The 20,784-nt window shown below is 72.9% G+C and carries 22 protein-coding genes; 6 read left to right on the top strand and 16 right to left on the bottom strand.

The window, feature by feature from the left end; genetic code table 11:
- Positions 1-27 precede the first annotated feature (27 nt).
- The gene (locus tag BLW04_RS14190; protein ID WP_091542299.1) at positions 28-1,533 is read left to right on the top strand and encodes an AI-2E family transporter; all 1,506 of its coding nucleotides are present in this window, start codon (positions 28-30) and stop codon (positions 1,531-1,533) included.
- 22 nt (positions 1,534-1,555) lie between these two features.
- Here BLW04_RS14190 and BLW04_RS14185 read toward each other — a convergent pair whose 3' ends face one another.
- The 3 genes from BLW04_RS14185 to rsgA form a co-directional block, all read right to left on the bottom strand.
- Positions 1,556-2,284, bottom strand: a complete 729-nt coding sequence (locus BLW04_RS14185; protein ID WP_091542295.1) for a class I SAM-dependent DNA methyltransferase — start codon at positions 2,282-2,284, stop codon at positions 1,556-1,558.
- A gap of 139 nt (positions 2,285-2,423) precedes the next feature.
- Positions 2,424-3,695: a phosphoribosylamine--glycine ligase gene (gene purD / locus BLW04_RS14180; protein ID WP_091542292.1), complete on the bottom strand. Its 1,272-nt coding sequence runs from the start codon at positions 3,693-3,695 to the stop codon at positions 2,424-2,426.
- Positions 3,696-3,761: 66 nt separating this feature from the next.
- Positions 3,762-4,793 (bottom strand): ribosome small subunit-dependent GTPase A, encoded by a 1,032-nt coding sequence (rsgA, locus tag BLW04_RS14175; RefSeq protein WP_371327790.1) that lies wholly within the window; start codon positions 4,791-4,793, stop codon positions 3,762-3,764.
- A gap of 105 nt (positions 4,794-4,898) precedes the next feature.
- Here rsgA and BLW04_RS14170 point away from each other — a divergent pair, with 105 nt between their 5' ends.
- On the top strand, positions 4,899-5,972 hold the full coding sequence (locus BLW04_RS14170) for a glycerophosphodiester phosphodiesterase family protein (RefSeq protein WP_091542285.1): 1,074 nt from the start codon (positions 4,899-4,901) through the stop codon (positions 5,970-5,972).
- Positions 5,973-6,109: 137 nt separating this feature from the next.
- Here BLW04_RS14170 and BLW04_RS14165 read toward each other — a convergent pair whose 3' ends face one another.
- The gene (locus BLW04_RS14165; protein WP_091542282.1) at positions 6,110-7,399 is read right to left on the bottom strand and encodes an adenylosuccinate synthase; all 1,290 of its coding nucleotides are present in this window, start codon (positions 7,397-7,399) and stop codon (positions 6,110-6,112) included.
- Positions 7,400-7,476: 77 nt separating this feature from the next.
- On the opposite strand from BLW04_RS14165, the gene BLW04_RS14160 reads away from it, so the two are divergent.
- A complete protein-coding gene (locus tag BLW04_RS14160) occupies positions 7,477-8,106 on the top strand; it encodes a hypothetical protein (RefSeq protein ID WP_091542277.1) in 630 nt (209 codons plus the stop codon).
- Between the two features lie 42 nt (positions 8,107-8,148).
- Here the strand turns inward: BLW04_RS14160 and BLW04_RS26765 are convergent, their stop codons facing one another.
- From BLW04_RS26765 to BLW04_RS14135, 6 genes are all read right to left on the bottom strand, one after another.
- Positions 8,149-8,292: a GPGG-motif small membrane protein gene (locus BLW04_RS26765; protein ID WP_175484055.1), complete on the bottom strand. Its 144-nt coding sequence runs from the start codon at positions 8,290-8,292 to the stop codon at positions 8,149-8,151.
- 107 nt (positions 8,293-8,399) lie between these two features.
- Entirely contained in the window at positions 8,400-8,807 is a 408-nt protein-coding gene (locus BLW04_RS14155; protein ID WP_091542272.1) for a DUF3151 domain-containing protein, read from the bottom strand.
- Between the two features lie 65 nt (positions 8,808-8,872).
- Entirely contained in the window at positions 8,873-9,907 is a 1,035-nt protein-coding gene (fbaA, locus tag BLW04_RS14150; protein ID WP_091542269.1) for a class II fructose-bisphosphate aldolase, read from the bottom strand.
- A gap of 108 nt (positions 9,908-10,015) precedes the next feature.
- Positions 10,016-10,642, bottom strand: a complete 627-nt coding sequence (locus BLW04_RS14145) for a pentapeptide repeat-containing protein (RefSeq protein WP_091542265.1) — start codon at positions 10,640-10,642, stop codon at positions 10,016-10,018.
- 10 nt (positions 10,643-10,652) lie between these two features.
- Positions 10,653-12,011, bottom strand: a complete 1,359-nt coding sequence (locus tag BLW04_RS14140) for an FAD-dependent oxidoreductase (protein WP_091542262.1) — start codon at positions 12,009-12,011, stop codon at positions 10,653-10,655.
- A 28-nt stretch (positions 12,012-12,039) separates the two neighbouring features.
- The gene (locus BLW04_RS14135) at positions 12,040-13,476 is read right to left on the bottom strand and encodes an FAD-binding oxidoreductase (RefSeq protein WP_254781546.1); all 1,437 of its coding nucleotides are present in this window, start codon (positions 13,474-13,476) and stop codon (positions 12,040-12,042) included.
- 85 nt (positions 13,477-13,561) lie between these two features.
- Here BLW04_RS14135 and BLW04_RS14130 point away from each other — a divergent pair, with 85 nt between their 5' ends.
- Positions 13,562-14,023: a DedA family protein gene (locus BLW04_RS14130; protein ID WP_217631039.1), complete on the top strand. Its 462-nt coding sequence runs from the start codon at positions 13,562-13,564 to the stop codon at positions 14,021-14,023.
- A 167-nt stretch (positions 14,024-14,190) separates the two neighbouring features.
- On the opposite strand, the gene pyrE is transcribed toward BLW04_RS14130, so the two are convergent.
- Both pyrE and BLW04_RS14120 read right to left on the bottom strand, forming a co-directional pair.
- The gene (gene pyrE, locus BLW04_RS14125) at positions 14,191-14,745 is read right to left on the bottom strand and encodes an orotate phosphoribosyltransferase (protein ID WP_091542256.1); all 555 of its coding nucleotides are present in this window, start codon (positions 14,743-14,745) and stop codon (positions 14,191-14,193) included.
- Between the two features lie 46 nt (positions 14,746-14,791).
- A complete protein-coding gene (locus BLW04_RS14120; protein ID WP_254781545.1) occupies positions 14,792-15,472 on the bottom strand; it encodes a fasciclin domain-containing protein in 681 nt (226 codons plus the stop codon).
- 228 nt (positions 15,473-15,700) lie between these two features.
- Between BLW04_RS14120 and BLW04_RS14115 the strand changes: the two genes are divergently transcribed.
- Together BLW04_RS14115 and BLW04_RS14110 are read left to right on the top strand one after the other, a co-directional pair.
- Complete coding sequence (locus BLW04_RS14115; RefSeq protein ID WP_139306847.1) at positions 15,701-16,162, top strand: hypothetical protein; 462 nt, start codon at positions 15,701-15,703, stop codon at positions 16,160-16,162.
- 150 nt (positions 16,163-16,312) lie between these two features.
- Positions 16,313-17,680 (top strand): HNH endonuclease signature motif containing protein, encoded by a 1,368-nt coding sequence (locus BLW04_RS14110; RefSeq protein ID WP_175484054.1) that lies wholly within the window; start codon positions 16,313-16,315, stop codon positions 17,678-17,680.
- 332 nt (positions 17,681-18,012) lie between these two features.
- Here the strand turns inward: BLW04_RS14110 and BLW04_RS14105 are convergent, their stop codons facing one another.
- The 4 genes from BLW04_RS14105 to BLW04_RS26760 all read right to left on the bottom strand — a co-directional run bounded on the left by BLW04_RS14105 (position 18,013) and on the right by BLW04_RS26760 (position 20,630).
- Complete coding sequence (locus tag BLW04_RS14105) at positions 18,013-18,495, bottom strand: hemerythrin domain-containing protein (protein ID WP_091542243.1); 483 nt, start codon at positions 18,493-18,495, stop codon at positions 18,013-18,015.
- Positions 18,492-19,433, bottom strand: a complete 942-nt coding sequence (locus BLW04_RS14100; RefSeq protein WP_091542239.1) for a Rieske (2Fe-2S) protein — start codon at positions 19,431-19,433, stop codon at positions 18,492-18,494. Before BLW04_RS14100 ends, BLW04_RS14105 begins: the two co-directional genes overlap by 4 nt.
- A gap of 458 nt (positions 19,434-19,891) precedes the next feature.
- The gene (locus BLW04_RS14095; protein ID WP_254781543.1) at positions 19,892-20,119 is read right to left on the bottom strand and encodes a transposase; all 228 of its coding nucleotides are present in this window, start codon (positions 20,117-20,119) and stop codon (positions 19,892-19,894) included.
- The gene (locus BLW04_RS26760) at positions 20,061-20,630 is read right to left on the bottom strand and encodes a hypothetical protein (RefSeq protein ID WP_175484052.1); all 570 of its coding nucleotides are present in this window, start codon (positions 20,628-20,630) and stop codon (positions 20,061-20,063) included. Before BLW04_RS26760 ends, BLW04_RS14095 begins: the two co-directional genes overlap by 59 nt.
- Positions 20,631-20,784: the final 154 nt, after the last annotated feature.

The raw sequence follows: 20,784 nt of genomic DNA, 5'->3' as shown, positions 1-20,784 counted from the left end.
CCTGCTCCCGACCGCCTGGAGAACTCGATGTTCCGACGGGCGCACCATCTGGTCGACCTCGCCCGCGAGCGCATCCGGGCCGCCGAGCAGGATCCGCACGGCTGGCCCGACACCCGCGTCGTCCTGGTCATGGACGACGAGCGGCACGGCCACCTCGAGCCCGATGACGGCCCCGCCCACCCCCGGCCGGGCGACGTCGGCGCGTCGGCCGGCGCCCTGACCCGGATCGAGACCGGGCAGGCCACGCCGGTGGCGCGGCCGGTCGAGCCGGCGCAGCCCGCTGCGGAGCACCCGGCCGGCAGCCCGGTCCCCGGGGCACCCGACGTCGCGGGCGGCGGGGTGAGCGGCCCGCCGGCGGCCGGCGATCCCTCGGATGACGTCCTGGGCCCGGACCGCAGTCGCGGGACCCTGCTCGGGCCGGACCACCCGGAGGACGCCGAGAACAGCGTGCCCAACGGCCTGCGGGTCGCTGCGGCGTGGTCCTGGCGCGTCCTGGTCGTCGGCGCCGCGCTGTACGCGCTGCTGGTGCTGGCCGGCCACGTCGCGGTGGTCGTCGTCCCGGTGATCGTGGCGCTGCTGCTCGCCGCGCTGCTGCAACCGGGGGCCGCACTGCTGGTGCGCAAGGGCTGGCCGCACGCGCTGGCCGCGGCCACGATGCTGGTCGTGGGGGTCGGCGCCGTGGCCGGGATCATCACGCTGGTCGTCGAGCGGTTCACCGCCGGCTACGACCAGCTCGCCGACCAGGTGGTCCAGGGCATCAAGCAGATCCAGCAGTTCGTCACCGACAACTTCCCGGTCTCCCAGGCCCAGATCGACCGGGCGCTGGAGAGCGCACAGCAGGCCGTCGTCGACAACCAGGACACCCTCACCGCCGGTGCGCTGACCACCGCGGCAACGCTCAGCGAGGTCCTCACCGGGATGGTGCTGGCGCTGTTCACGTTGTTCTTCTTCCTCAAGGACGGCCGGCCGCTCTGGCTGTGGTTCGTCGGCCTGTCCCCCCGGTCCTCGCGCGCCTACCTGGACGAGGCCGCACGCCGGGCCTGGCGGACGCTGGTCTCCTACGTCCGGGCGACGGCGCTGGTGGCGCTGTCCGACGCCGTCCTGATCGGGATCGCGCTGTCGGTGCTCGACGTGCCGCTGGCGATTCCGCTGGCCGCGCTGGTCTTCCTGGGCGCCTTCATCCCGATCATCGGATCGTTCCTGGCCGGGACGGCGGCGGTGCTGGTGGCGCTGGTGTCCAATGGCCTGGTCACTGCCCTGATCGTGCTGGGCGCGACACTGCTGATCATGCAGCTCGAGGGGCACGTGCTGCAGCCGCTGCTGCTGGGCCGGGCGGTCCGGGTGCATCCGCTGGCCGTGGTGCTCTCGATCGGCGCGGGGCTGCTGGTCGCCGGCATCTTCGGCGCTCTGGTGGCGGTGCCGCTGGTGGCCTGCCTCAACGTGGCCGGCACCTACCTGTCCCGCCGGCACGAGGGCCCGCGCCCGCCGGAGCCGCAGTGCGGCCGCGCGGCCGCGCCGGTCAGCGTGGAATGAGCGGTGCCCGGCCGGGCCGCCGCTACCGTCCATAGACCGAGACGTGCCGGGCGCTGCGGGAGTCGAAGGGCTCCCGCTGCCAGCCGCCCCAGCGATGCTGCAGTCGGAGGCCGGCCAGCCGGGCCATCAGGTCCAGCTCGCTCGGCCAGACGAAGCGGGTGACGATCGGCGTGACCCGGATGCCGCCGGGCGACAGCGACACGTGGCACTCGTCGAGGAGCTGGGTGGCCCGGTCGTAGCGGCCGACGTCGAGGGTCACGCCGTCGGTCCGGACGGACTCGGCGTCGACGTAGGAGTCGTCGAGGCGGTAGAGCGGTCCCGGCACAGCCGCCTCGACCAGGAACACCCCGTCGTCGGTCAGGTGCTGGGCCACGTTCTGGAAGCACCGGACCTGCTCGTCCTGGGTGAGCAGGTTGTAGATCGTGTTGAAGACCAGGTAGACCAGCCGGTAGGTGCCGTCGACCGGGACGTTGGCCATGTCGCCGCACACGACGGCGAGGTCCTCGCCACCGGGTTTCGCCCGCAGCCGGGCGATCATCGCCGTCGACTGCTCGACGCCGTCGACAGCCAGCCCCTGAGCGGCCAGCGGGAGCCCGATCCGGCCGGTGCCGATCGCCAGCTCGAGCACCGGCCCACCGTCAGCGAGCTGAGCCAGGCAGGCGACGGTCTCGGCCTCGTCGCCCCGCAGGTGCGCGTCGTAGGTGGCGGCGACGTCGGCGCCGAAGCTGGCCAGGGGGTCGAAGTCGCGCACCGGAGCAGTTCCGCACCCGCCGCGGCGGGTGTCAACGCCATTTCCGGCCGCGGCTGTCGACCGACGGGAACACTGGTCGACTTCCGCTCCTCGGTCGCTGTGTCGCGCTCCGGCGCTCCCTGCGATGCTCCCGCGGCTGTCAGCCGACGGTGATCCGGCCCTCGACGGCGGCCAGGCCGATGTCGGTGCGCCAGTGCGCGTCGGCCAGTCGGACGGCGGCGACCCGCTCGTAGGCCATCTGCCGGGCGGCGGCGAGGTCGGCGCCGACCGCGGTCACCGCCAGCACCCGGCCCCCCGCGGAGTGCACGACACCGTCGGGGCCCAGCCGGGTGCCGGCGTGCAGCACGCCCTCGCCGTCGGCCCCGGTGACGACGTCGCCGGCCCGGGGGCGCTCGGGATAGCCGGGTGCGGCGACGACGACGGTGACCGCGGCGCCGGCCCGCCAGCGCAGCGGCGGTTGCCGGTCCAGCGTGCCGGTCGCGGCGGCGTACAGCAGCCCGGCGAGCGGCGTCTCCAACAGGGGCAGCACGACCTGGGTCTCCGGATCGCCGAACCGGGCGTTGAACTCCACGACCCGCACGCCTCGCGAGGTCAGCGCCAGCCCGGCGTAGAGCAGCCCGACGAACGGCTCGCCCCGGCGCGCCATCTCGCTGACCGTCGGCTGGAGCACGGTGGCCAGCACGTCGTCGACCAGTCCGGCCGGGGCCCAGGGCAGTGGCGCGTAGGCGCCCATGCCGCCGGTGTTGGGCCCGCCGTCCCCGTCGTCGCGGCGCTTGGCGTCCTGGGCGGGCAGCAGCGGCACCACCGTCGTCCCGTCGGACAGGGCGAACAGCGACACCTCCGGGCCGTCGAGAAACTCCTCGACCAGGACGGCGTGCCCGGCGCCGAGCACCGCGGTGCCGTGGGCCAGCGCTGCGGCCCGGTCGGTGGTGACCAGCACGCCCTTGCCGGCGGCCAGACCGTCGTCCTTGACGACGTAGGGCGCGCCGCCGCTGACCGCGTGCGACTCGTCCAGCGCCGTCTCCAGCTCGGCCGGGCCACCGACCGGCCAGGCCTGGGCGGTGGGCACGCCGGCTGCGGCCATCACGTGTTTGGCGAAGGCCTTCGAGCCCTCGATCTGGGCGGCCTGCGCCGACGGTCCGAAGCAGGCGATGCCGGCCTCGCGGACGGCGTCGGCGGCGCCGGCGACCAGCGGGATCTCCGGACCCACGACGACCAGGTCAGCCGACCACTCGACGGCCAGCGCGGCGACGGCGACCGGGTCACCTACGTCCAGCGGCCGGGCCTCGGCGAGCGCGGCGGTGCCCGCATTGCCCGGGGCACAGGCCAGCGCGGTCACCGCCGGGTCGGACTGCAGAGCCACGCACAGGGCGTGCTCACGGGCACCGGAACCGATCACGAGCACGCGCACGCCGCTGAACCTACCGACCGGCGCCCGGCTCCGGCCAAAATGGCCACTGTGGCCGGATCGCGAGCGTCAGCGGCGGGGGCGGCTGGGCTGGTCGCGGAGCTGGCGGGCGCGGGCGCGCAGCCGCGCGGACTCCAGGGAGCGTGCCCGGGAGTCGAACCGGCGCTCCTGCCGGTGCGCTTCGGCCTGCAGTTTGCGCCAGGCGGTCAGCCGGGCGGGGTCGAGCGCGCCGCGGTCGATGGCGGCGGCGACCGCGCAGCCGGGTTCGGTGCGGTGCGCGCAGTCCCGGAACCGGCAGTCCGCGGCGACGGCGGTGACGTCGGCGTACGCGGTGTCCAGGTCCTCCCCGCCGGTCAGCGCCAGCTCGCGCATGCCGGGGGTGTCCACCAGCAGGCCGCCGTCGGGCAGCAGGTGCAGTTGCCGGGCGGTCGTGGTGTGCCGGCCCCGGCCGTCGTCCCGGATCTCCGCGGTGTCGGCGACCGGCCGCCCGGCCAGGGCGTTGGCGAGGCTGGACTTGCCCACACCTGAGGGCCCCACCATCGCCGCGGTGCACCCCGGGGGCAGCAGCGCCGCCACCCGGTCCAGGCCGCTCCCGGTCAGCGCGCTGACCGCCAGCACGTCGACGCCGATGGCGTCCTCGGCCACCTGCGCGAGGGCGGCCGGTACGTCCGGGCAGAGGTCGACCTTGGTCAGGACGACGACGGGCGTGGCCCCGCTGGCCCAGGCGACGGCCAGGTAGCGCTCCACGCGACGCAACCGCGCCTCGCCGACGAGGGAGTCCACGACGAACACCACGTCGACGTTGGCCGCGACCACCTGCGCGGCCGACCCTCGACCGGCGACGGTGCGCACGAACGCCGTGCGGCGGGGCAGCACGGCGACCGCCAGCTCGCCGCGGAGGGCGACCCAGTCGCCGACCGCCGGCTCCCCCAGCCCGGTTCCGTCGTGCAACGTGCTGCCCGGCCGCACCCACCGTTCACCCGCCGCGGTCAGCACGGTGAGCCGTCCACGGTCCACCCGGGCGACGCGGGCCAGCTCGCAGCCGACGGGCACGTCCCCGACCTCCGCGGCACCCCGGCCGAGGAACGATAGTTCTGTCACACCCGTCATGTTGGCGTGCAGGTGAGGCGGTTGTCCTCTGATTTGTCAGCTCCTCGTCGGCGCGCGTTCACCCAGAGCACAGGGAAGCGAGTTCTACTTGTAGCCATGTACGAGACCGGCCTGAAGGCCGCGCCGTCATCCCGCCGGACGCAGGAACCGGTCGTCATCGGCCACCGCGGAGCGCCGAGCTACCGACCCGAACACACCGTCGCCAGCTACGAGCTGGCCATCGACCTGGGCGCCGACCGGATCGAGCCGGACGTCGTCGTCACCCGGGACGGCGTGCTGGTCGCCCGGCACGAGAACGAGCTGTCGCTGAGCACCGACGTCGCCTCGCAGCCGGAGTTCGCCGCCCGCCGGCGCACCCAGGAGGTCGACGGCCACGAGGTCACCGGCTGGTTCGCCGAGGACTTCACCCTCGCCGAGCTGCGCACCCTGGGTGCGGTGGAGCGGATGCCGGCGGTCCGACCGTTCAACACCGCCTACGACGGCCGCTACGGCATCCTCACCCTCGCCGAGGTGGTGGACATCGCCCGGCGTCGTTCCACGGCCGCCCGCCCGATCCGGGTACAGGCCGAGCTCAAACACCCCGGCTGGTTCGCCGCCCAGGGGCTGCCGATGACCGAGCTCCTCTCCACCGAGCTCCGCCGGCTGGGGGCCACGGACGCCGAGGGATCGGTGGTGGTGATGGCCTTCGAGCCGCTGGCCCTGCGGAGGCTGAGGGCGGACTTCGGGCCGCACGGGACGCGGCTGGTGCAGCTGATCCAGGAGGAGGGCGTGCAGGACGCCCTGGTGACCCCTCCGGGGCTGCGCGAGATCTCGACCTACGCCGACGGGATCGCGCCGCACAAGGGCCGTATCCTGCTCCACGGCGCGGACGGCGCCCTGGTCGGCGTCTCCGACCTCGTGGGCCAGGCGCACCGGGCCGGTCTCACCGTCGAGCCGTTCACGCTCCGGCCGGAGAACGTCTTCCTCCCCCGCCACCTGCGCCGCGGAGCCGACCCGAGCGGGCTGGGCGACGCGCAAGCGGAGGCCAGTCTGCTGTTCGCACTCGGTGTCGACAGCGTCATCACCGACGCGCCGGAGACCGCCGCCCGCGCCCGCGCCGAGCTGTCCGCCGGTGACCCCGCGATCCTGACGGATCGCATCGCGGCCAGGAGCCGTCCCGGCCTGAGCTGAGCCGTTGCATGGGATGCGGACGGGAGCCTTCAGCCCCGCGTCCACGTCCCACAGTCGTCCTCGGGACGACGTTTTCGGTCACGTCCCGAGTCCGGCGCCGTTCGGCCGCGGTGCGATCCGGAGGATCGCGATCCAACTCAGTCGATCAGGTCCCGCAGGACGACGTTCTCGTCCCGCCCGGGGCCGACGCCGATCACGCTGACCCGAGCACCGGCGAGCTCTTCCAGGCGGCGCACGTAGGCCTGCGCGTTGGCCGGGAGCTCCTCGAAGCGCCGGCAGGCGGTGATGTCCTCGAACCAGCCCGGCAACTCCTCGTAGACCGGCGTCGCGTGGTGGAAGTCCGTCTGGGTCATCGGCATCTCGTCGTGCCGCACGCCGTCGACGTCGTAGGCCACGCAGATGGGCACGGTCTCCAGGCCGGACAGCACGTCGAGCTTGGTGAGGAAGTAGTCGGTGATCCCGTTGACCCGGCTGGCGTAGCGGGCGACCACGGAGTCGAACCAGCCGCAGCGGCGGTCCCGGCCGGTGGTCACGCCGACCTCGCCGCCCTGCTTGCGCAGGTACTCGCCCCACTGGTCGTGCAGTTCGGTGGGGAACGGACCTGAGCCGACGCGGGTCGTATAGGCCTTGAGAATGCCGACCACCCGCTCGATCCGGGTGGGGCCGATACCGGCGCCGACGGCCGCGCCACCCGCGGTCGGGTTGGACGACGTCACGAACGGATAGGTGCCGTGGTCGACGTCGAGCAGGGTGCCCTGAGAGCCCTCCAGCAGCACCCACTCCCCGGCGTCCAGGGCGTTGCCCAGCAGCAGCCGGGTGTCGACGATCCTGTGCTTCAACTGGTCGGCGTACGCCGAGTACTCGGCGACCACCTCGTCGACGTCGATGGCCTTGCGGTTGTAGACCTTGACCAGGACCTGGTTCTTCTCCTCAAGCGTGCCCTCGAGCTTCTGGCGCAGGATCGAGAGGTCCAGCAGGTCCTGGGCGCGGATGCCGACCCGGGCGACCTTGTCGCCGTACGCCGGGCCGATGCCACGACCGGTCGTGCCGATCTTGCGCTTGCCCAGGAACCGCTCGGAGACCCGGTCCAGCGCCCGGTGGTGCGGCATGATCAGGTGCGCGTCGGAGGAGATCACCAGCCGCGAGGTGTCCACCCCGCGCTCCTCCAGCCCGGCCAGCTCGCCGATGAGCACCTCGGGGTCGACGACGACGCCGTTGCCGATCACCGGGGTGCAGCCGGGGGTGAGGATCCCCGACGGGATCAGGTGCAGGGCGTACCGCTCGCCGTCCGGGGTGATCACGGTGTGCCCGGCGTTGTTGCCACCCTGGTAACGGACGACGTAGGGCACGCGTCCGCCGAGCAGGTCCGTGGCCTTGCCCTTGCCCTCGTCGCCCCACTGGGCACCGATCAGCACGACTGCGGGCATCGGGGATTCTCCTCGTCGGCGTTCCTCGTCGTCTCGCACCGGCCAGGGTCGGTCCGGCCAGGTGGGAGGGTATCGGCATGCCCGCACAGCGGTTCGACCTGCGCGGGCTGGCGCCTGGTCAGGGTCCCTCCCGCCGCCACGTCGCCTCGGTGGTCGACGTGGCCGAGGATCTCGTCGTCCAGGGGCCGGTGCAGGCCCTGGCGGCCGTCCTCGCCCGGCTGTGGCGCACCGAACGGCTGCCCGCGGTCCCGGTCGGCTGGGAGCCTGCGGACGACGCTGCCTCCCGCGGGCTCGCCCGCGCCCTGGCGCTGGGGACGGGCCCGGAGCGGGAGCTGCCGTTGGTCCGCGACGACCACGGCGGAGTGCTGCTGTCGGCGGGCAGGTTGGAGGCCGGCGGCGGGCCGGCCGCTGGGGTCCGCCGGGCGCTGGGCCGGCGGTTCGGCGCGCAGGCACACCACGACGACGCCCGGGTCGCCGACGGCCTGATCACCCGGATCGACGTCCACCCGGACTGGACGGCGGCGGACTCGATCCGGGCCGCGGTTGTCACCCAGCCGCTTCGCCCGGTGCGCCGTAGCACCGGCCGGGCGCTGCAGGTCGCCTGCGACGCCGCCCGGGTGGTGCGCGACGGGGTTCCCCTGGACCGCGACGTCACCCGCTGGACGTGGTACGCCGACGACCGGGTCCGCTGGCGGCTTCGGCCCTGACCCGGGGCCGTCCCGGCCGCTGGGCGGTCGGGACGGCACGCGTCAGGTGAAGACGCTCACCCCGCCGGGCCCGACGAGCAGGCCGACGACGATCAGCACTATTCCCCAGAGCAGTTGTCCCCGGACGATCCCCAGGATCCCTGCGATGACGAGCACGACAGCGATGATCCACAGCAACGTGGCCATGACCCCGCCTCTCCTCTCGGGGCGACGCCCCGACGGCGTCGACCGAGGGCGAACGCTAACCCTGGACCGGGTACCCCGCACCTCGAAACGATCAACGACAGCGCAGGTCAGGCCGCCAGCGAGGGGACGCAGTCGCGCAGCAGTTCGGTGAGCCGTTCCTCCTCGGCCACCTCGCCGATCGCCCCGGCGACCTTGGCCAGCACCGTCACGCAGCGCAGGAACCCCTGGTTCGGGGTGTGTGACCACGGCACCGCGCCGAAGCCCTTCCAGCCGTTGCGGCGCAGGGCGTCCAGGCCGCGGTGGTAGCCGGTGCGGGCGTAGGCGTAGGCCTCGATCGTGCGGCCGCCCTGCAGCGCGGTCTCGGCGAGCGCGGCCCAGGCCGCACTGGACGTCGGGTGCGCCGCGGCGACCTCCGCCGGGTCGGTGCCCGCAGCCAGCGCCCCGTCGGCTCCCGGATCGCCCGGCAGCAGCGTGGCCGGCGGCTCGCCCAGCAGGTTGGAGTGGGAGTGGGTCACGCGGTTCTCCTCAAAGCTTCGATGGCACGGCGTAGCCGTTCCGTTCCGACACCGGAGCGGGTATGTCAGCCCGCCTGCGACTGACCGGCGGACAGCAGGTCCTCGCAGGCCCGCACGACCCGGTCGGCCATGCCGGTCTCGGCCAGCTTCATGTACGTGCGCGGGTCGTAGGTCTTCTTGACCCCGACCTCACCGTCGACCTTGAGCACGCCGTCGTAGTTGCTGAACATGTGCCCGGCGATCTGCCGGGTGAAGGCGTACTGGGTGTCGGTGTCGACGTTCATCTTCACCACGCCGTAGGACAGTGCCTGGCGGATGTCCTCCAGATCCGAGCCGGACCCGCCGTGGAAGACCAGGTTGAAGGGCTTGGCGCCCTCGCCCAGGCCGAACTCCTCGGCGACGACGGCCTGGCCGCGCTGCAGCACGTCGGGGCGCAGCTTCACGTTGCCCGGCTTGTAGACACCGTGCACGTTGCCGAAGGTGGCGGCGAGCAGGTACACGCCCTTCTCACCCAGGCCGATCGCCTGCGCGGTACGGATGAAGTCGCCGTCGGCGGTATACAGCTTCTCGTTGATCTCGTGGGCGACGCCGTCCTCCTCGCCGCCGACGACACCGATCTCGACCTCCAGGACGATCTTGGCGGCCGCGCACTTCTCGATGAGCTCCTGGGCGATCTCCAGGTTCTCGGTCAGCTCGACCGCCGAGCCGTCCCACATGTGCGACTGGAACAGCGGCGCCTGACCGGCGTCCACCCGGTCCTTCGAGATGGCGATCAGCGGCCGGACGTAGGTGTCCAGCTTGTCCTTGGGGCAGTGGTCGGTGTGCAGCGCGACCTGCACCGGGTAGCGCTCGGCGACCACGTGGGCGAACTCGGCCAGCGCCACGGCACCGGCGACCATGTCCTTGACCCGGGTCCCCGAGCCGAACTCCGCGCCACCGGTGGAGAACTGGATGATCCCGTCGCTGCCGGCGTCGGCGAAGCCGCGCAGGGCCGCGTTGATCGTCTCCGACGACGTGCAGTTGATGGCCGGGTAGGCGAAGCCGCCCTCCTTCGCCCGGCTGATCATGTCGGCGTAGACCTCGGGGGTCGCGATGGGCATGCGGTGCACTCCTGGCGTCGGGGACAGCTGCTGTGCTGGGGTCAGTATCGCGTCGTCCCCCGGGCGACGGAGTGCCAGGGGCGCACTTTCCGCGCTCTGGCACTCCGGTCAGCCTCGGTCCAGGCGCACGTCGAGCCCGAGCGCCCCGGCCAGGACGACGGCCTGCGCCCCGTCGATGACCGCGCCGGCGAGCCGGGTGTTCAGCGGGTCCACCGCCGACAGATCCGAGCCACGCAGGTCGGCGCCGCTGAGGTCGGCGCTGTGCAGGTGGGCCCCGGACAGGTCCAGGAACTGCCACGTCGCCTCCGCGCAGCGCGTGCCGGCGAGGTCGGCCTCCCGCATCCGCACGCCGGTGAACGACGTCCGCGAGAGATCGGCACCGGGGAGCCCGACGAAGGACCAGTCACCACCCCGCACGGTGAACAATCCGAAGGTGCAGCGGTCGAACATGCTGCCGGCCACCTTGCAGTCGACGAAGGTGGCGTCGAAGAACGAGCAGCCGGTGAACGTGCAGTTCAGGAACGCGGCGTCGGTGTGAGTGGAGAGATTGAAGCGACAGTCCCGGAAGGTGCACTCGTCGAAGACGGCGCCGGTGTCGACCACCTCGGTGAGGTCGACGTCGATGAACGCCACGCGGGCGTGGTGCTGGCCGGAGACGTCCTCGGCGTACCAGTCCTGCGAGCGGATCTCGGTCTCCGTCAGCGGCGGCGCCTCGCCGTGCTTGCGGTCGGCCATGCGGCGGCCCTCAGCCCTGTTCGGTACGGCTGACCGCCCGGGCGGCGACCGCCACCGGGTCGTAGACCGGAGAGAACGGCGGGGCGTAGGACAGGTCGGTCCCGGCCACGTCCTCGGCGGTCATGCTGGCCCAGATGGCCGTGGCCAGCACGTCGATCCGCTTGCCCGACCCCGGGCCGCCGACGATCTGCGCGCCGAGCAGCCGCCCGGAGCCGCGCTCGCTGATCAGCTTGACGGCGATCTCCTCGGCGCCGGGGAAGTAGCCGGCCCGCGTGGTCGCCTCGATGGTGTCGGTGCGGTAGCCGAACCCGGCCTGTTCCGCCTGGGTGGTGCACAATCCGGTGCGGGCGATCTCCAGGTTCCCGACCTTGGTCACCGCCGTCCCCAGCACGCCGGGGAAGCGGGCCGGCCGGCCGCCGATGACCGACCCCGCGACCCGGCCCTGCTTGTTGGCATGGGTGCCGAGCGCGACGTGGGCGGGCTCGCCGGTGATCCGGGAGAAGGTCTGCGCGCAGTCACCGGCGGCGAACACCTCCGGGTGGTCGCGGCAGCGCTGGCTGTGGTCGACCTCGATCGCCCCGGTCGTGCCCAGCGCCAGCCCTGCCTCGGCGGCCAGCGTCACCTCCGGGCCCATGCCCAGCCCGAGGACGACGAGGTCGGCGTCGTAGCTGCCGACGTCGGTGCGTACCCCGCAGGCCCGGCCGGCGCTGTCGACCAGCACCTCGCGGACCGCCTGGTCGGTGTGCACGGCCATGCCCATAGCGCGCAGCCCGGCGCAGACGCGCTTCCCCATGTCGGCGTCCAGCAGTTGCATCGGCAGCGGGTCGGCCAGCACCACGGTGACCTCCAGCCCTCGTCGCTGCAGCGCCTCGGCCATCTCCAGACCGATGTAGCCGCCGCCGAGCACCAGGCCCCTGCGTGCGCCCGCGTCGATCGCCGTCCGGACCGCCGCACCGTCATCCAGCCGGTGCACGCCGAACACGCCAGGCGCGTCCAGCCCCGGAACGGGCGGCCGGGCCGGCCGTCCGCCGGTGCCGACCACCAGGGCGTCGTAGGAGTACCGGGTGCCCGACCCGGTGACCACGGAGCCTGCGTCGAGATCGATCCCCGCCACCCGGGTACCGGTGTGCACGGTGATGTCCTGCGCGGCGAACTCCGCGGGAGTGCGGGCGATCAGCTCGGCGCGGCCGGCCACCTGCCCGCCGACCCAGTACGGGATGCCGCAGGCGGAGAAGGAGACGTCGCCGCCCTGCTCCAGGACGACGACCTCCAGCTCCGGAGCGGACCGGAGGCGGCGCGCCTGGGCGGCGGCGGACATGCCCGCAGCGTCACCACCGATGACGACCAGTCGTTCGCGGGGCCCGCTCATGTCGCGAGTCTCCCTGCCGCGTGGCCGTTCACGCCCCGGTGAGCGCCCCGAGCGCGCCGAGGTCGGCGCGGTGCGCGCGGCGGAACAGCTTCCCCGGGTTGAGCAGGCCGGCCGGGTCGAGTGCGTCCTTGATCGCCTGGTGGACCGACAGCGACACCGGGCCGATCTCCCGCTCCAGCCACTCCGCCTTCAGCGTGCCGACGCCGTGCTCGCCGGTGATGGTGCCGCCGAGGGAGAGCCCGAGCTCGAGGATGGCGTCGAAGGCGGCGAAGGCGCGGGTCCGCTGGTCGGGGTCGGTGCCGTCGAAGACGATGGTCGGGTGCATGTTGCCGTCGCCGGCGTGCCCGACGACGCCGATGACGAGGTCCGCCTGCGCGGAGATCGCGACGCAGCCGTCGATGAACGTGGCCACCTGGGACCGCGGGACGGCGACGTCGTCCAGGAGCAGACTGCTGGCGATGCGCTCGAGGGCTGGCAGGGCCATCCGCCGGGCGGTCATCAGCATGTCGCCCTCGGCCGGGTCGTCGGTGGAGTGGACGAAGTCGGCGCCGGCCTCCTCGCACAGTCGGGTCAGGGCGGCGATCTCCTCGACGGCCGACGCGCCACCACTGTCGGACTGGGCGAGCAGCAGCGCCGCCGCGTCCCGGTCGAGGTCGCTCTTCAGCATGTCGTCGACGGCACGGATGCAGGTGCGGTCCATCACCTCGAGCATGCTCGGCACCAACCCGCTGGTCACCACGCTCTCGACGACCTGTCCGGTCTGCGCAGTGGTCGGAAAGCTCGCCACGAGGGTGATCGGCGACGCGGGGGCGGGCCGGAGCGCCAGCGTCGCCTCGGTGATGACGCCCAGGGTGCCCTCGGACCCGACGAACAGCCGGGCCAGGTCGTACCCGGCGACGCCCTTGACCGTGCGCCGGCCGGTGCGCAGCACCCGCCCGTCGGCGAGCACAACCTCGAGGCCGAGCACGTAGTCGGTGGTGACGCCGTACTTGACGCAGCACAGGCCGCCGGAGTTCACGGCCAGGTTGCCGCCGATGGTGCACCAGTCGTAGCTGGCCGGGTCCGGGGGGTAGAACAGCCCGTGCCCCCGGACGGCGTCCCGCAGCGTCTTGTTCACCACGCCCGGCTGGACGACGGCGAGCCGGTCGGCGGGGTCGACCTCCAGGACGGCGTCCATCCGGGTCAGCACCAGGGTGATGCAGCCGTCGACGGCGTTGGCCGCGCCCACCAGGCCGGAGCCGGCGCCGCGCGGCACCACGGGCACCCCGTGCCGGGAGGCCACCTGCATCACCGCGACCACCTCCTCGGTGCTGCGCGGCAGCACCACGGCCGCCGGCAGGCCGGCCTCGGCCAGCATCGCCTGATCGCGGGCGTAGGCGAGGGTCACGTCGGGATCGGTGAGCACGTTGCCCGTGCCCAGGGCGTCCTGGAGCTCGCGGACCCACGTCGTCGTGGAGGTCGTCACACCACGACGGTACGTGGGCGGGACGACGTCCCGGGAGGCGTCGCGTCCGGCCGGGGCGCGGCCGCTCCCCGCAGCGCGCATTCCTGTGAGCGGCTTCCTCGACCCGACGCACCTGATCAACACCTTCGGGTTGATCGGCATCATGGTGATCATCTTCGCCGAGACCGGCCTGCTCGTCGGCTTCTTTCTCCCCGGGGACTCGCCCGCTGTTCACCGCCGGCCTGCTCGTGGCCGGTCGCCGGTGGCGCCGCTGTGGGTGGTGCTGCTGCTCCCGCTGGCCGCGGTCCTCGGCAACCTTGTGGGCTACTGGATCGGCCACCGCGCCGGCCCTGCGGTGTTCAACAGGCCGAACTCACGGCTGTTCAAGGCCGAGTACGTGGAGCGCTCGGCCGCCTTCTTCGGGCGCAACGGGGCGCGCGCCATCCTGCTCGCCCGGTTCGTGCCGATCGTGCGGACGTTCGCCGTCACGGCCGGCGCCTCGCGGATGGACTTCCGCCGGTACGCGCTCTACCCGGTGATCGGCGGCATCGCTTGGGCCGCCGGGTGACCGCGCTGGGCTACCGGCTCGGGCAGATCCAAGTGGTCCGCGACCACGTGGAGCTGTCATTCTGGGGGCATCGTGGCCGTCTCGCTGATCCCGGTGGCCCTGGAGTTCCTGCGCTCCGGGCACGCGGGGCGGGCCGCCTGAGCGCGCCGGAGGCGTTTTCGCCGCGCTCAGTCCAGGTCGAGGTCAGCCAGGTCGAAGGCCGCCCGGTACTCGAAGCCGGCGGCCTCGACCGCGGCGCGGCCACCCCGGTCGACGATGACTGCGATGGCCACCACCTCCGCGCCGGCCTCCTGCAGCGCCTCGGCCGCGGTCAGCGGGCTGCCGCCGGTGGTGGAGACGTCCTCGACCACGAGCACCGCCCGGCCGGCGACGTCCGGGCCCTCGATGCGCCGCTGCAGACCGTGCGCCTTGCCCTGCTTGCGCACCACGCAGGCATCCAGGAAGCCGGCGCCGTCCGCGGCGGCGTGCAGCATGGCGGTGGCGACCGGGTCGGCGCCGAGGGTGAGGCCGCCGACGACGTCGTAGCGCAGGTCGCCGGTGAGCTGGCGCATCACCCTGCCGACCAGCTGCGCACCCTCGTGGTGCAGCGTCAGCCGGCGCATGTCGATGTACCAGTCGGCCTCGCGGCCGGAGGACAGCGTGACCTTCCCGTGGACCACGGCGAGCTCGGTGATGAGCTCACGCAGCCGGTCGCGGTCGGGGTGCGCGGGAGAGGCCGTCATGGCCCCGACCCTACTGAGGACGACGGCCGCGCTCCCGGCGTGCGGGTCAGCCGGCAGCGGGCGGGGCGAGCACCTGGTCGATGAGGTAGACCGTGGCGTTCGCGGTCGGTACGTCGCCGCAGACCACCGTGGCCGGCCCAGCGCCGGCCAGCGTCTGGTCCGCCGCGACCGTCAGGTCGGTACTGGAGCCGGCGATCGTCACCGTGTCGCCGTTGAGCGTCGTGTGCTCGCCCACCAGCTGATCGGGCGCGAGCCGGCCGTTGATCACGTGGTGGGTGAGCACGGTGGTCAGGCGCGGGGTGTCGCCCAGCAGCGCACTCAGCGCGCCGGGCTCGATCGCCTGGAACGCCGTGTCGACCGGCGCGAGCACGGTGATGTCCTGCCGGGTGTTCAGCACGTCGACCAGGTTGGCCGCGAGCACGGCCTCGGTCAGCGCGGTGGTGAGCGGGTCCTGGCTGACCGCGGTGCCCACCGGGACGGTGGCCATCGCCGCCAGGCTGCCCGGCCCGTCGGCGGGCAGGCCGGCGCAGCCGGGACCGAACGGGGCGGCGGGGGCGGCCGCCGACGTCGACCCCGCGGCGCCGGCCGGCGACCCGGCGGACGCCGACGCCGAGGCCGACGAGGCGGCACCCGAGTTCCCGTCGTCGGACCCGCAGGCGCTGGTGGCGGCCACCAGCCCGGTCAGGACGGCGGCGACGATGGCGCGGGACAGCCGGGCGGTCGTCACGGTGGTCTCTCCTGGTGTTCGTCGGCGGCGGCGGCCGGGGAGAGGCGCCGCGATCTGGCTGACGAGCATCGCATCCCGGGGCCCCGGGGTCGGCCGCGCGCCGGTCGGGCGGTCCTGCCGCGCTCCGGGGAGGTGCCAGTCTGGGCACGCGACCGGGCGTGCGAGGACACGCCCGACCGGGGCACCGCCGAGCGCGGGGCTGACGACCGTTAGCGAGGAGGAGGAGCCGTGACCGACACATCTTCGCGGCAGGACCGGGCCGGGCCTGGAATGCCCGTGTCGGTGCGCGTGGCGACCGGGCTGCTCGGGGTGCTGGCCGCGCTGCTGCTGCTCAGTGCGGCGCTGACCTGGTTCGGCCGGGAGGGCGTCGTCGACCGCTTCGTCCTCGCGCAGCCGGAGCTCACCCGCGAGGAGGTCACCCGCTTCGTCGTCGGCGGCCTGCTACGGGACCTCGTCATCGGGGTCGTGGGCGCCACGGCCGCGCTGTGGCTGGCCCGCCGACGGGCCTGGGCGCGCTGGACCGGCGTGGCGGTCGCCGCCTTCCTGGGACTGCTGACCTTCATGTCGGCCATCGGGGCCGGCGGCACGTCGGCGTTGTCGTTGCTGCTGCTCGTGCTGTGCGTGGCGGCGGTCACCAGCCTGCTGGCGAAGACCACCGCCGCCTGGGCACCGATGCGCGGCCGCGGCTGACCGGCCGGGTGCTTTCGGACGCCGGCCGGGGACGGCCGCACAGCGACGCTCGGCGTCATGTCCGACCCGCGCATGCTCGTGCGGCCGCCCGTTGAATCTGCCGTTCCAGCGGGGCCGGAAGTGTCAGAGGTGCCGGCTACGTTCGGACACATGATCGAGGGCGAGGGTGGCAGCCGGTTCATCTCGGCCGATGACCTGTCCTTCGACTGGTACGTGCCGCCATCGGAGACCGAGCTCGTGGCCGACATCTGGTCCGCCGACGCGCGCATGTCCCGGCAGGTCGCCGCGCGGGCCGTGGCGATCGACGCGCTGGCCCGGCGGCGACGCGCCACGGGTGACCGGCCGGCGGGCAGCCGGGGCGGTGCCGGTCGTGACTCGGTGGCGCTGTGGCGGCACGGGCTGGCCGACGTGTCGGAGACCTTCGTGCCGGAGCTGGCGCTGATCCGCGGCTGCAGTGAGCGTGAGGCGGAGCGGATCGCGGTCTGGGCGCTGGTCCTGGTCCGACACCTGCCGGCGAGCCTGGAGGCGCTGCACGAGGGGCGGTTGACCGAAGGCACGGCCGCGGTGCTCATCGACCTGCTGGGCCCGGTCTCCCGGGAGGTCGCCGACGAGGTACAGCGCCGGGTCCTGCCCGACGTGCAGACGCGGACCGCGCCGCAGCTGCGGGCGAAGGTCCACCGTCTCCTGGCGCAGTTGGACGCCGAGGCGCTGGAGGAGCGACGCCGGGAGGCGGCCCGGCGGGCCGACGTCAGGCACCACACGACCGGCGACGGGATGAGCCAGCTGGTCATCGACCTGCCCACCCCACGGGCGGCCGCGTGCACCGACGCGTGTGACCAGTACGCCCAGATGCTGCGGGCCGACGGCGACCAGCGGCCGATCGGGGTGCTGCGGGCGGCGGCGGCAGCCGACCTGATCCTGCGGCCCTGGGAGGAGCGGCCACCCGTGACGGCGCACGCGCAGCTGTCTGGGCTGGGCGAGGGCTCGTCCAAGCCGGCCGCCGAGGTGTCCGGGCACGTGGTCACGGCGCAGCAGTGCCCTGAGCTGCTGGTCGAGCTGGATGCCGTGGGGCTGCGGGCACCCGAGGGTGGCAGCCTGCAGGTCGCGGTCAGTGATCCGGTGACCGGTCGGCTGGTGACGGTGGTGAACCAGCGCGAGCTGCGACGAGGTGCCTTCGGCCGCCGGACGCGCCGTCGCGGGCTGCCGGTCGACTCCCCGGATGACCTGAGCGGTGCGGTCGTGGGGCCGCCGGGACGGACGGCGGCGTACCGGCCCACCGCCGGGCAGCGCCGATTCGTGCAGGTGCGCGACCGGACGTGCCGCTGGCCGGGCTGCCGGAGGCGCGCGGAGTGGTGCGACCTCGACCATGCCGTGGCCCACGCCGATGGTGGGGCGACCGGGTGCGAGAACCTGTGCTGCCGGTGCCGGCGGCACCACCGGATCAAGACGTTCGGTCCCGGGTGGGCGTTCGGGCTCGATGCCGACGGGCGGTTGCGGTGCGCACGCCGAGCGGTGTGATGCGGGTGACCTGGCCGCCGGGCTGGTACTGGGACGGCGAGCCGATGCCGTCCGAGGTGGAGGAGCAGGCGCTGCCGGATCCGCTGCGCGCGGACGCGGAGTGCGTTCAGTCGTAAGGGTTGGTCAGGACCGTGTGTGCCTGCAGGACGGTGAAGGTGACCGGGGGTCCGTCGGTGGTCGTGGTGCCCGGAACGTCGACGATCGCGCCACCGTCGACGGAGTAGGTCGTGCGCCAGGTGGTGGTCAGGGGCCCGCCACACCGTCGGGGTCGACGGGACAGGCCCGGTCACCGGGCCCAGGTGCCGTAGGCCCTGGAAGGGTGAATCTTTGCGTCAGAGGCGTCGCAGGGTTTCGCGTTTGATCCGCAGCCGTGTCTGGGACACCGCGGAGGTGCGTAGGTGTTGTTGGCGCTGTCTCATGGCCTGCCCGAGGGTCTCCAGTTCGGTCTCGCCGAGGGCTTTGGCTTGGGGAAACATCTCCTGCTCTTCCTCGCTGGCGTGGTGCTCTACCGTTGCCGCCAGCATCTTGACCTCGGTGTGGAAGTCCTCGCTGGTGGGGTCGGTGCGAAACACGACGGCGAGTTGGTCATCGATCTGGCGGTGTTCGGCGTGGGCGATCGCGTACAGCGGGCTGACGTCGCGGATTGCCGGGTAGAACAGATCGTTCTCGATCTGGACATGGACGTCGAGCACGCTCAGCAACCTGTCCAAGAGCTCGCTGCGCTCCGCGGCATGCTCGGACCGGCTCTGCTCCAGCTGGTGCAGCAGTCCCCGGATCACGCCGTGGTCTTCGATGAGCAGCTCATCGGCCTTCATTGTCGCGCTCCCGCCGGGGAGGTGGGTTGACCGGGCGTGGACGAAGGTGCCGCTGGACGGAGTTCGATCTGGCCGGCGGCTGCCCGAATCTCGTAGCGGGTGAGCGGCGCGGTCGCGGGACCGGTCACCGCACAACCAGTCCGCGGATCGAAACGCGACCCGTGCCACGGGCATACCAACTGGCCGCGGTAGAGCCAACCCTGTGACATCGGGGCTCCCAGATGCGAACACAGCCCGCCGACTGCTGCGATATGACCGTCGTGTCGGGTGAGCACCACCGTAGCACCGGCGTAGTGGACCTCGTGGGGGGTGTCCTCCGCCAAATCCGCCTCGGGCAGCACTGCGATGAATCCGTGTGGCGACGGCGCTTGCTGGGAGTGATCGACACCGATTCGGTGCCGAAAGACCAGCTTGCCGCCGAGGTAGCCGCCGGCCAGGACGAGGCAGTAGCCCAGTGCACTGGCCCGGCGGGCGCGGGCGTGCTCGCCGTGGCCGCGAGCACGCCACGACAGCACGTTGAGCCCGAGGGCGGCCGAGTTCAGCAGCCCGTGCACAAGCCCGGATCGGCGGGCCTTGTCGTGGGTGTATTGCCAGTCCGTCAGCCCGGTCAGCGCCGCACCCATACCGCCCATGACGCCGACGCCGACGGCGAGCTGCGCGGCTTGCCGCCATCCCTCGGGTCGAGGGGACAGCACATCCAAGGCGTCCAGGATGAGGGCCGCGGTCCAGGCGCCCAGCGGCACATCAGTCAGTGTCGGGTGCAGGGGGTGCCCGAGCGGCGTGCCGTGCAGAACGTCCTGCAAGCCTCGACCCCTGGCACCGAGAGTGGTGAACGCCAGCGCGAGACCGTGCTCGAGCTTGTAACCCGGGGCATCCAGCCACCGCTGCCCCTCGATCGCATCCACCACCGCGTCGGCGATTGTTTTCACGTCCCTCATCTGTCCTCCTCGGGATGGCGAAACCTAACCCGGGGCTTTGCGCCACGTGATGAAGAGGCCCTCGAGCAATACGGAAGGTGCCTCAGAGCTGAGCCGCCCGGATGTTGTTTGTCGAGGGAAATATCCAAGCGGGCCAGGAGGCACCTTTCTGGTGAAGGAGAGTAGCGGGCTCTACCCCCCGTCTGGCAGTGGATGGGCACTTCCAGGCCTGACCGGTGGAGGACCGCTTCCGCCGTCCCTCCGGGGCCTCTCCGCTGCACCTGGCGGGGTTGGTGGCCACCTTCCTCGTCACCGGGTACGCGCCCTGGCCTGGATTTTTCACGGGGGTGACGGGCTTCCCCTCCGGAACCACAGGCTTGTCATTCTGATCGTGGTCTCCGGTGTGTGGCCAGGTTGGGTGCCCGACTGTCGCGTCGGGCGGTACTCCTTTCAGGGTCGTCGGGATGTCGTGATGGTGATCAACATCTGGCGGGCAGCGCCTTGACCGCCCGCCAGGCGTCAATCAGCTCCTGGACCCACGGCCAGTCGGCGCGTAGGTACAGCCAGCGTTTGCGTTGCCCGCGGGTGAGGCGGGCGGGCAGGTGGAACAGCCGGTAGCGCAGCAGCTTGGGGGCCGCGTCGGGCAGCTCACCTTCGGGGAGGGCGAGGTGGCGGAAGCAGGCCAGCAGGCCGCCGGCCAGGACCACGATCTGGGTCCAGGCCACGTTGATCGCCCACTGCCGGGACGGCCAGCGGAACAGCGGCGAGGTCCTTGGCCTGTTTGACGTCGTTCTCCACGTGCACGTGGGAGCGGTGACGGGCATCGAGCCAGGCGAGCTGCCCGCCGCGGGTGTTGATGGCGATCAGCTGGAAGCGACGGCCGAGCCGTTTCTCCCGGTCGGTGGCCAGCTTGCGGTAGCGGGGGTGCAGCGGCTCGTTGCGCACGAGGATCGGCAGCCCGGGAAGCTTCTGCTGCCAGGAGCCCAGGTCCGGCAGACCGGTCAGGTCAGCGACGAACGTGTCTTCGACGAGGTCGCCGCGCTGGTCGATCCCGGCCGTCCAGGCGTTCTTGGGCAGGGCCTCGATGGCGCCCATCTCGGTGTCGGTGCACGACCAGCCGACCGAGACCCCCCATTGCCGGCCCCGCCGGCCGCCGCCGGCGGCGATGTGTTCGAGCAGCTGGTGGGAGAAGCCGGCACCGTCGAGGCGGACCAGCACGCGGTGCCGGTAACGGCCGGGCAGCCGGCCACCCGCGCGAGCCGCATCCGTCGTCCTCCCATCGCCCCGGACTTCCGTGGACGAGCAGACAACGCACGTCAAACAGCCATCACCTCGCTCGTACGGGTCATCCTGTGGACAGCCCCAGCGGTCG

It is taken from the genome of Modestobacter sp. DSM 44400 (assembly GCF_900107175.1).
Classification (GTDB): Bacteria; Actinomycetota; Actinomycetes; order Mycobacteriales; family Geodermatophilaceae; genus Modestobacter.
This window is presented reverse-complemented; position numbering and strand designations above follow the sequence as displayed.

Coding starts and splice junctions, on each gene's coding strand:
- BLW04_RS14165 (WP_091542282.1), bottom strand. CDS start 7,399: ATGCCCGCAGTCGTGCTGATCGGTGCCCAGTGGGGCGACGAGGGCAAG.
- BLW04_RS14105 (WP_091542243.1), bottom strand. CDS start 18,495: ATGAAGGCCGATGAGCTGCTCATCGAAGACCACGGCGTGATCCGGGGA.
- BLW04_RS14145 (WP_091542265.1), bottom strand. CDS start 10,642: ATGGCCGACCGCAAGCACGGCGAGGCGCCGCCGCTGACGGAGACCGAG.
- BLW04_RS14170 (WP_091542285.1), top strand. CDS start 4,899: ATGTACGAGACCGGCCTGAAGGCCGCGCCGTCATCCCGCCGGACGCAG.
- BLW04_RS14160 (WP_091542277.1), top strand. CDS start 7,477: ATGCCCGCACAGCGGTTCGACCTGCGCGGGCTGGCGCCTGGTCAGGGT.
- BLW04_RS26765 (WP_175484055.1), bottom strand. CDS start 8,292: ATGGCCACGTTGCTGTGGATCATCGCTGTCGTGCTCGTCATCGCAGGG.
- BLW04_RS14140 (WP_091542262.1), bottom strand. CDS start 12,011: ATGAGCGGGCCCCGCGAACGACTGGTCGTCATCGGTGGTGACGCTGCG.
- BLW04_RS14100 (WP_091542239.1), bottom strand. CDS start 19,433: ATGAGGGACGTGAAAACAATCGCCGACGCGGTGGTGGATGCGATCGAG.
- pyrE (WP_091542256.1), bottom strand. CDS start 14,745: ATGACGGCCTCTCCCGCGCACCCCGACCGCGACCGGCTGCGTGAGCTC.
- BLW04_RS14190 (WP_091542299.1), top strand. CDS start 28: ATGTTCCGACGGGCGCACCATCTGGTCGACCTCGCCCGCGAGCGCATC.
- BLW04_RS14110 (WP_175484054.1), top strand. CDS start 16,313: ATGATCGAGGGCGAGGGTGGCAGCCGGTTCATCTCGGCCGATGACCTG.
- fbaA (WP_091542269.1), bottom strand. CDS start 9,907: ATGCCCATCGCGACCCCCGAGGTCTACGCCGACATGATCAGCCGGGCG.